The following is a 319-nucleotide window of genomic DNA, read 5'->3' as shown; positions in this document are numbered from 1 at the left end:
AGGTGTTCGCCTATTTCCTCTATGCGGAGCGGTTCACCAACGCCTACACAGAATCAATGAATCGTCTGATTCGTGAAATTGACCGTGCGGGACGTGGTTATTCATTCTAGGTGCTGAGGGCCAGAGTTCTATTTGGTCAGGAGTTCAAACGCAAACCCGTGAAGCACAAACTAAAACCGGAGATTCGAGAGTTGCTGGACAAGGGCTTGACCGCTGACGGGCGGGAGTTCTTTCTGGGCGACTTATCTCTTTATGAGGAGTTGGAGGATGCCACTTTCAACGTGTACGGAACCGAGATTGATTCTGTGCTTGCGTGGCT

1 pseudogene is annotated in these 319 nt (G+C 50.5%); it reads left to right on the top strand.

What is annotated here, in order from left to right:
- Positions 1-2 precede the first annotated feature (2 nt).
- A pseudogene (locus QZ269_RS13310) lies at positions 3-107 on the top strand (transposase); the annotation flags it as partial.
- Positions 108-319 lie beyond the last annotated feature (212 nt).

This window comes from Deinococcus sp. (assembly GCF_018260405.1).
Taxonomy (GTDB): Bacteria; Deinococcota; Deinococci; order Deinococcales; family Deinococcaceae; genus Deinococcus.
The sequence above is the reverse complement of the archived record's forward strand: the minus strand, read 5'-3'. Positions and strand labels throughout refer to the sequence as shown.